Consider the following 8,388-nt stretch of genomic DNA (forward strand, 5'->3'; position numbering starts at 1 on the left):
GTGCGGCCGCGGCTTCTCGGCTGCGGCGGGGCGGCCTGCTGCAGCCCCTGCTGGATGAGGTTGCCGATGGTCGCGCCGAGCTGGCCGCCGAGCAGGTCGGACTGGCCGGCGGCCGGCGCCTGCGCGTTCGGCTGCCCCGTCGCGGGCGCCGCGTTGGGAACGGCACCATTGCCCGGCGCGGCGCTGCCGATCAGGCCGCCGATGCCGTTGATGAGACTGTTGAGACCTGCGCCGTCCTTGCCGAACAGTCCCTGCCCCATCTGCTTGAGCTTGGCATAGGCCGCCTCGGGATTGTCGAGGATGCCGGCCATGTCGGGATAGAAGCGCGGCTGGCTCCACGGGCCGTCGATCACGACGGGGATGCCCAGGCCGACCGGATCCGAGACGCGGCCCTGTCCTTCGGTGGTCATCACCAGCTTCGGCTCGACCCGCATCGCCAGCGCACGGTTGCCGAGATCGATGGTGCCGGCGCCGGTGACCTTGACCAGCGGCCCGACCAGATTGAGGTCGGCCGTCGCCGCCTGGCCGCGCTCGACCTGGAACGAGGCCGAGAGCTGGGTGAGATCGGTGGTCAGCTCCTTCGAATCCTGCCAGCCCGACAAGGGATTGGTGGTCAGCGAGCGGATCATCTGCGCGACGTTGATGCCGCGGATCGCACCGTCCTGGAACAGCAGGAACGCCGAGCCGCTGAGATTGCTCATGATCGCCTGCTGGCTGGCGCCGCTCGAGCGCAGCGCCAGCTTGCCCTGCATCCGCGCCTCGAGCTTGTCGAAGCCGGCGAGATTCGAGAGCAGCGGCAGCGCCCGGACGCCGACGAGGTCGCAATGCATCGCATAGGCCGGATTGCCGGTGGAGGCGTCGATCACGACCTCGCCGGTGGCCTGTCCGTTGTAGACGCCGAGATTGGCGACGGTCGCCTTCAGCAGGCCGCCCGCCAGCGAGGCCTCGAGGTCCAACGGGCCGAGACGAGCGCCGGCGACGCCGATATCCGTCGCCGACAGCTTCACGCGGGCATCGACATAGTTCAGGCCGCGCAGATCGATCGCCGCGGTGCTCCACCCCGCGCCACGGGACGACGCCGGCGCGGCGGTCTCCGGGATATCCAGCCGGCGCAGGTCGAGATCGACCTTCACCAGCGGCTTGCTGGCGAGATCGATCGAGGCCCAGCCGTTGAAATCGCCGTCGCCCAGCGTGCCGCTGAGGCCATTGATCATGACGAGCGGGCCGTTGAGCCGGAGCTCGGCACGGCCGGCCATCGCGCCGCGGAAGACGCTGTCCATCCCGATCCTGAACTCCACCGGCAAGGTCTGCCGGTCGATCGGCATCGCGGGCGCCGCCGCGTTGATCTCGAACGTCACCGGGCGATCGCCGGCCCGGGCGCTGCCGGTGATCTTGATCCTGTCGCCGTTCAGCGCGGCCGTCGCGGCGAGGCCGTCGAGACGGTTTTCGACGCGGTCGCGCGGGTTGGAGAGGATCACGGCGCCGTCCTTGACGGTGACGCTGGCGATCCGGACCGCGGGCGCGACCTCGGGCTTCGCCGCGGCGCGGTTGCGCGGCGCATTGTCGCGCAGCCGCTCACGCAGCAGCGGCAGATACAATGTGGGCCTCTCGATGCTGATCTCGCGGACGTCCGGATGGCCGGACCACAGGCTCGACAGCGCCATGTCGGCCTGCACCCTGCCGACCGTCAGCCGGTTGTTGCCGTCGCGGTCCTTCGGATCCTGCAGGGTAATGTCGCTCAGCGTCACGTGCAGCGAGGGCCACAGGCTGACGCTGGCGGAGCCGGCGATGCTCAGGCGATAGCCGGTGTCGCGCTCGACGCGGTCCTGGATGGCCACCGTCAGGAAGCTCGCCGGCAGCCCGAAGGCCAGCGCGAGCCCGAGCACGACGATGACGGCGCCGAGCAGACCGCCTGCGATCTTCAATGCTTTCATATCGATGTCCCAAGCGCTGCGGCGAGCGGCCTCCACGGGTTAGCATGCGGCAATGCCAACCCGGTTCAATCTGAATTTTTCCCGGAACGAAGATCGCCCCGCGAGCGACCAAACTAGGCGGAGCCCGTGCGCCGTTATGTGACCTGTGACACACTTCGGCCAGCGCGGATTCTGTAATTGGGGCCATGAAACCACCGCCGAAGGTATCGTGATGAGCAAGCAGGCCGAATTTGCGGTCATCCTGAAAATGAACCCGATGTTCGCGGATCTGGGCGGCGACGAGCTGCAGCGCATCTCGAACCTGTGCCACACCCAGCATCTGTCGGCGGGCGAGGTGCTGTTCCAGAAGGGCGACCCCGGCAACGCGCTGTTCGGCGTCCGGCGCGGCCAGATCCGCATCGAGACCGGCGCGACCGACGGTTCGCGGCTGACGCTCAATTTCATGGGACCCGGCGACCTGTTCGGCGAGGTCGCCGTGCTCGACGGCCAGGAGCGCACCGCCGACGCCACCGCGGGCGAGGCGACCGAACTGTTCGTGCTCCGGCGCGAGGACTTCCTCAGCTTCCTGGAACGCGAGCCGAAGGTCGCGATCAAGATCATCCAGCTGCTGTGCCAGCGCATCCGCTGGCAGAGTGAACGGATGGAAGAGTCGGTGCTGCAGCCGCTGCCGATCCGGCTGGCGCGGCGGCTGTGCGCGCTGGCCGAGGATTTCGGCTCCGAGGTGCACATCTCGCAGGAGCAGCTCGGCGTGTTCGTCGGCGCCGCGCGCGAAAGCGTCAACCGCCAGCTCCAGGCCTGGCGCAAGGACAAGATCCTCGACCTGCAGCGCGGCCGCATCCTGCTGCACGATCTGATCAGGCTCAACACCATCGCGCGCAACGAATAGCCGGCGCAAAGGTGCGGCACGCGGTCGAATGTGTTCAACCCTGGACCGATCGATGGCGAGAACGATTCGCAGTGCATCGTTAAGTAACAAGCTCGGCCAAACATGATCGCAATTGGGCCACCACGGCTCACAATTTGCGACATGAACTGTTTTTAACGATTCCAACCGGGGTCAGTCCGGCAGCGGTGAGTTCCACCCGCACGCAACCGTGTGCGGGAAGGGATGCGATCGCGCCAGATGAAAGTGGTTGGAGCTCATGAGTCTTGCGTTGCCGGCGTACGTGATCGAGACCAACGACGGAGTTGGTCGCTGGCGCAGAACCTTCGCGATCTGGATCGACGCCGTCGAGGACGGCTGGGCCGTTCCGGCGCTGATCGCCGGGTTCGTGGCGGTGTGGATGGCGTATTTCTCCGTCGCCTATCTCGGCGGCGATCTGCATCAGGACGTGATCGAGACCTGGTCGCTGGGACGCAGCTTCGACTGGGGCTCGACCAAGCATCCGCCGCTGATGGGCTGGGTCGCCTGGGCCTGGACGCTCGTGTTCCCGCTGACGAACTGGTCGTTCAACCTGCTGGCGCTCACCAACGCCGCGGTCGGCCTGTGGGCCGTCGACAGGATCACGCAGCGCTTCGCGCGCGGCGACAAGCGCCTGATCGTGCTGATGCTGCTGATGCTGTTGCCGATCTATCAGTTCCACGCGCAACGCTTCAACGCCAACGCGGTGCTGCTGTCGAGCTGGCCGCTGGCGACCTGGTGCTTCCTGCGCGCGTTCGAGACGCGCAGCTTGCGCTGGGCCGTCGCCGCCGGCCTGACCGCCGCGCTCGCCATGCTCGGCAAATATTATTCGATCTTCCTGATCGCGAGCTTCGCGATCGCGGCGCTGTGCCATCGCGACCGGCGCGCCTATTTCGCCTCCGCGGCGCCGTGGATCGCCGCGCTGACCGGCCTCGCCGCGCTCGCGCCCCACGTCTACTGGCTCGCCACGACCGGCGCGCAGCCGTTCTCGTATGCGATCACGCATCACGTCGGCAAGACCGGCGCGGCGGCGCTGATCGAGGGCGGCGGCTTCGCGCTGGCCATGGCCGGGATCGCCGGCATTCCCGGCCTGATCTGGCTGGCGATGACGCGGCCGCGCCCGGCCCGCATGCTCAACGACGCGCTCAGCCTGGAGCCCGGTCTGCGCCTGCTGGCCATCATCAGCATCGGCACGGTGACGCTGCCGGCAATGACGTCGGCGATGTTCGGCACCGACATGCCGCCGCTGTGGGGCCTGCAGGGCGTGTTCCTGTTCGTCATCGTGATCGTCTGCGGCGCGAGCTACCAGGCACCGCGCGAGCTGACGATCAATCTTGCCGCCATCGCGGTCGCGATCGCGGCCTTCGCCGCCACCATCGCCGCGCCGCTGCACGCGCTGTACCGCAACTACGTGCCGCTCAGCGAAGGCCGCAACTTCTACGAGCCGGCGGTGACCGAGCTCGACCGGCTGTGGCGGACGGCAACGGACAGCCCGCTTGAGGCCGTCGGCGGCGACGACGGCCTGGCGTTTGCCGCCGCGTTCTACAGTCCCGGCCATCCGCGCTACGAGATGAGCCTCGTGCATCCGAACGAGCTGCAGGATCCCGACGAGGCGGTGACGGCGCGGGGCTGGGCGGCACTCTGTTATGATGCCGACGTCTCGTGCGTCAACGGCATGCAGGTCGCCGCGGCGCGGGCGAGAACCTCGGTGCGGGTCTCCTTCACGCTGCGGACCAATCTGTTCGGCTTGCGGGGCGCCAGTCAGGGCTTCGTCGCATTCATTGTGCCGCCGCAGACCGAGCCGCCGGCCGCATCGCCCGGCGTCGCCGACGAGGTCAGCGCCCTTCGGCAAACGTTGTCGACAGCGAACTGATCACCCGCCTACTCGGCCGCCGGAGAGATCACCGACGGCGGCGGCTTTTCCGCGTGCGGTCCTTCCGAGTCCGGCGCCGCATGCTGCTCCTCCGCGCTGTCGGACACGATCAGCCTGCGGCCGAGCTTCGCGAACAGCCCGCCGAGATCGTCCATCACCAGGAACATCGCCGGCACGAACAGCAGCGACAGCACGGTCGAGAACACCAGGCCGCCGATGACCGCAAGCGCCATCGGCGAGCGGAACTCGCCGCCGGCGCCGACCGCCAGCGCGCTCGGCATCATGCCGGCGACCATCGCGATCGTGGTCATGACGATCGGACGCGCCCGCTTCATGCCGGCATCGATGATCGCGTCGTCGCGCCTCGTGCCCGCGTGAATCGCCTCGATCGCGAACTCCACCAGCATGATCGCGTTCTTGGTCACGATGCCCATCAGCATCATCATGCCGATATAGACGGGAATCGTGAGCTGCTTGCCGGTCAGCATCAGCGCGCCGATGGCGCCGCCGATCGACAGCGGCAGCGAGAACAGGATCGTGATCGGCTGCAGGAAGGTGCCGAACAAGAGCACCAGCACCGCATAGACGATCATCAGGCCGGCGGTGATCGCGGTGATGAAGCCGGAGGCCAGCTCGTTCAGGCTTTCGGCGTCGTCGGACGGGATCAGCTTCACGCTCGCCGGCATGGTCTTGCGCACCGGCAGATCGTCGATCAGCTTGGTGGCGTCGCCGAGCGCCGCCAGCCCGACGAGATCGGCCGAGACCGTGGCCTGCCGGCCGCGGTCGTAACGGCTGATGCTGGTCGGGCCCTGGTCGAGCTTGATGTCGGCGACGACCGCCAGCGGCACGCCGCCCTTCTCGCCATACTGGCCGAGCGGAACCCGCAGCTGCTCGAGGATCTTCACGTCGCTGCGCGCCGCGTCCTCCAGCTGCACCCGGATCGGCACCAGGCGGCCGCCCGCGTCGTATTTGGCGAGCGCGGGCCCGACGTCGCCGATGGTGGCGACGCGGATCGTCTGCGACAGGCTTTCGGTGGAGACGCCGAGCCGCGCGGCGAGGTCGGCGCGCGGCTGCACGCGCAATTCGGGCCGGTCGAGCGAGGTGTCCGACACCACGTTGGAGATGATCGGAATCCGTTTCATCTGCGAGGCGAGCTCGCTCGCGACATTGTCGACCAGCTTGGGGTCGGAGCCGGTCAGCACCAGCTTGATCGGGCGCAGGCCGTTCTCGTCCGTGAACCAGAAGCGGATGTCGGGAATGGTCTCGAGATCCTTGGTGATCTCGAGCTCGAGCTCCTTCTGGGTGATCTTGCGCTCGGTCTTCGGCGTGTAGTTGACGATCATGCCGGCGCGGCGGACCTCCATCGCGCCCTGCAGCCGGCCGCCGTCGACGAACACGCTGCGCACCTCGGGCCGCTTGCGCAGCCGTGCGACGATGTCCTCGGTGACCTTCTCGGTGTAGGCGAGCTGCGCGCCGGGCGGCAGCTCGATCGCGAGCAGCGAGCGCGCGGCGTCCTGCGCCGGCAGGAAACCCTTCGACAGCAGCGTGGTGCTCCAGATCGAGCCCGCGAAGATCGCGACGCCGAGCAGGATCGTGACGTAGTAGTACTTCACCGACCAGGTCACGATGCGCTGATACGCCCGCAGGATGATGCCCGGCGGCGGATCGTCGTGGTCGTGATGCTTGAGGAAATAGGCCGCCAGCATCGGCGTGACGAAACGCGCCGCCAGCAGCGAGAAGAACACCTGCACCGAGACGGTGATGCCGAACTGCTTGAAGAACTGTCCGGCGATACCGGACATGAAGCTGGCGGGCGCGAAGATCGCGATGATGGTGAGGCTGATCGCGATGACCGCGAGGCCGATCTCGTCGGCGGCGTCGAGCGCGGCGCGATAGGGCGACTTGCCCATGCGCATGTGGCGCACGATGTTCTCGATCTCGACGATGGCGTCGTCGACGAGAATGCCGGTCGACAGCGTGATTGCCAGGAACGACACCATGTTGAGCGAGAAGCCGAGGATGTCCATCGCCCAGAACGCCGGGAAGATCGACAGCGGCAGCGAGATCGCCGCGATGATCGTCGCCCGGAGGTCGCGCAGGAACAGCAGCACGATGATGACGGCGAGGATCGCGCCTTCGAACAAGGTCGAGATCGCCGCCTCGTAGTTGCCCTTGGTGAAATCGACCGAGGTGTCGATCAGCCTGAGGTCCACATCGGGATGGGCGGCCTTGACCTGGTCGATGCGCTTCTGCACGGCCTCGGCGACGACCACGTCGCTGGCGCCCTTGGCGCGCTTGATGCCCAGCGCCACCACCGGCTCGCCGTTGAAGCGCGCGAAGGTGCGGCGGTCGGCAATGGTGTCGGTGACCGTGCCGAGATCGGCGAGCCGGACCTCGCCGCCGCCGAACAGCGGGATCATGGTGTTCGACAGCTCGTTCAGCGTCTTGGCGCCGGCCAGCGTGCGGATCGCCTGGTCGTTCTTGCCGATCTCGGCGCGGCCGCCGGCGACGTCGACATTGGTGCCGCGCAGGCTCTGGCTGACATTGACCGCGGTGAGGCCCATCGCCTGCAGGCGGTCGGGATCGAGCGATACCAGGATCTCGCGCTCGACACCGCCGATGCGCTCGACCTGGCTGACGCCGCGCACGCCCTGCAGCTCGCGCTTGACCACGTCGTCGACGAAGAACGACAGCTGCTCCGGCGTCTTGCCCGGCGAGATCGCTGCGTAGGTGACGATCGGCAGGCCGATCTTGTCGACGCGCGAGATCAGCGGCTCGGTGACGTTCTGCGGCAGGTCGGAGCGCACCCGCGTCACGGCGTCCTTGACGTCGTTGATGGCGCGGTCGGTGTTGGTCTCCAGCGCGAAGGTGATGGTCGTGACGGAGAGGCCGTCGGTGATCAGCGACTGGATGTGGCGGGCGCCCTCGACGCCGGAGACGCCGTCCTCGATGATCTTGGTGACCTGGGATTCGAGCTCCGACGGCGCCGCGCCGAACTGCGCCACCGCGACCGAGATCACCGGAATGTCGGCGTTCGGCAGCCGCGTCACCGCGAGCTTGTTGAAGCTCATCGAGCCGAGCACCAGCAGGATGATCGAGAAGAGGATGGACGGCAGCGGGTTCCGGATCGACCATGCCGAGATATTCAGTGCCATCAGCGTACCCGCGTGCGATCGATGTCTTCGGCGAACATGGTCTTGATCTGGTCCCCGTCATGCAGCGAGCTGCCGGCGTCGGCGACGACGATCTCGCCCTCGGCCAGACCTTCAAGAATTTCAGTCGATGTATCGGACACCAGGCCGACCCGGACCCGGCGCGTTTCGATCGTATCGCCCTTCACCACCTGGATGGTGAGATGGTCGATCGCCGTGTTGGGAATCGCGACACCGCAGCTCCGCCGCGCGTCGATGTTGGCGCGCGCGAACATGCCGGGCTTGAGCGAGGGCGTCCCGGTCAGCGCGATGCGGACATGGCCGAGCTGGGTGGTGCGGTCGACCTGCGGCGCCACCACGCGCAGGCGGCCGATGATGTCGGGGAGATTGTCGCGGGTGACGCGCACCGGCGCGCCGGCGCTGAGCTTCAGAAGATGGATGCTCGGAACCTCGGCATCGAGCTCGAGCTCGTTGTTGACGGCGATGCGGAACATCGGCCCGGCCTGCGGCGACGCCGGCGCCCCGGCG

At 67.6% G+C, this 8,388-nt stretch carries 5 protein-coding genes; 2 read left to right on the plus strand and 3 right to left on the minus strand.

Features of this window, described 5'->3' with window-relative positions:
• Positions 1-1,934 (minus strand): AsmA family protein (locus BRAS3809_RS05755; protein ID WP_035655427.1); only part of this gene is annotated, 1,934 nt, incomplete at its 3' end.
• A gap of 211 nt (positions 1,935-2,145) precedes the next feature.
• On the opposite strand from BRAS3809_RS05755, the gene BRAS3809_RS05760 reads away from it, so the two are divergent.
• Complete coding sequence (locus BRAS3809_RS05760) at positions 2,146-2,820, plus strand: Crp/Fnr family transcriptional regulator (RefSeq protein WP_035655428.1); 675 nt, start codon at positions 2,146-2,148, stop codon at positions 2,818-2,820.
• A gap of 256 nt (positions 2,821-3,076) precedes the next feature.
• Entirely contained in the window at positions 3,077-4,708 is a 1,632-nt protein-coding gene (locus BRAS3809_RS05765; RefSeq protein ID WP_008961160.1) for a glycosyltransferase family 39 protein, read from the plus strand.
• Between the two features lie 8 nt (positions 4,709-4,716).
• On the opposite strand, the gene BRAS3809_RS05770 is transcribed toward BRAS3809_RS05765, so the two are convergent.
• Entirely contained in the window at positions 4,717-7,863 is a 3,147-nt protein-coding gene (locus BRAS3809_RS05770) for an efflux RND transporter permease subunit (protein ID WP_008961161.1), read from the minus strand.
• Positions 7,863-8,388 (minus strand): efflux RND transporter periplasmic adaptor subunit (locus BRAS3809_RS05775; protein ID WP_035655430.1); only part of this gene is annotated, 526 nt, incomplete at its 5' end. The genes BRAS3809_RS05775 and BRAS3809_RS05770, both read right to left, overlap by 1 nt.

The sequence above is a fragment of the Bradyrhizobium sp. STM 3809 genome (assembly GCF_000239795.1).
Taxonomy (GTDB): Bacteria; Pseudomonadota; Alphaproteobacteria; order Rhizobiales; family Xanthobacteraceae; genus Bradyrhizobium.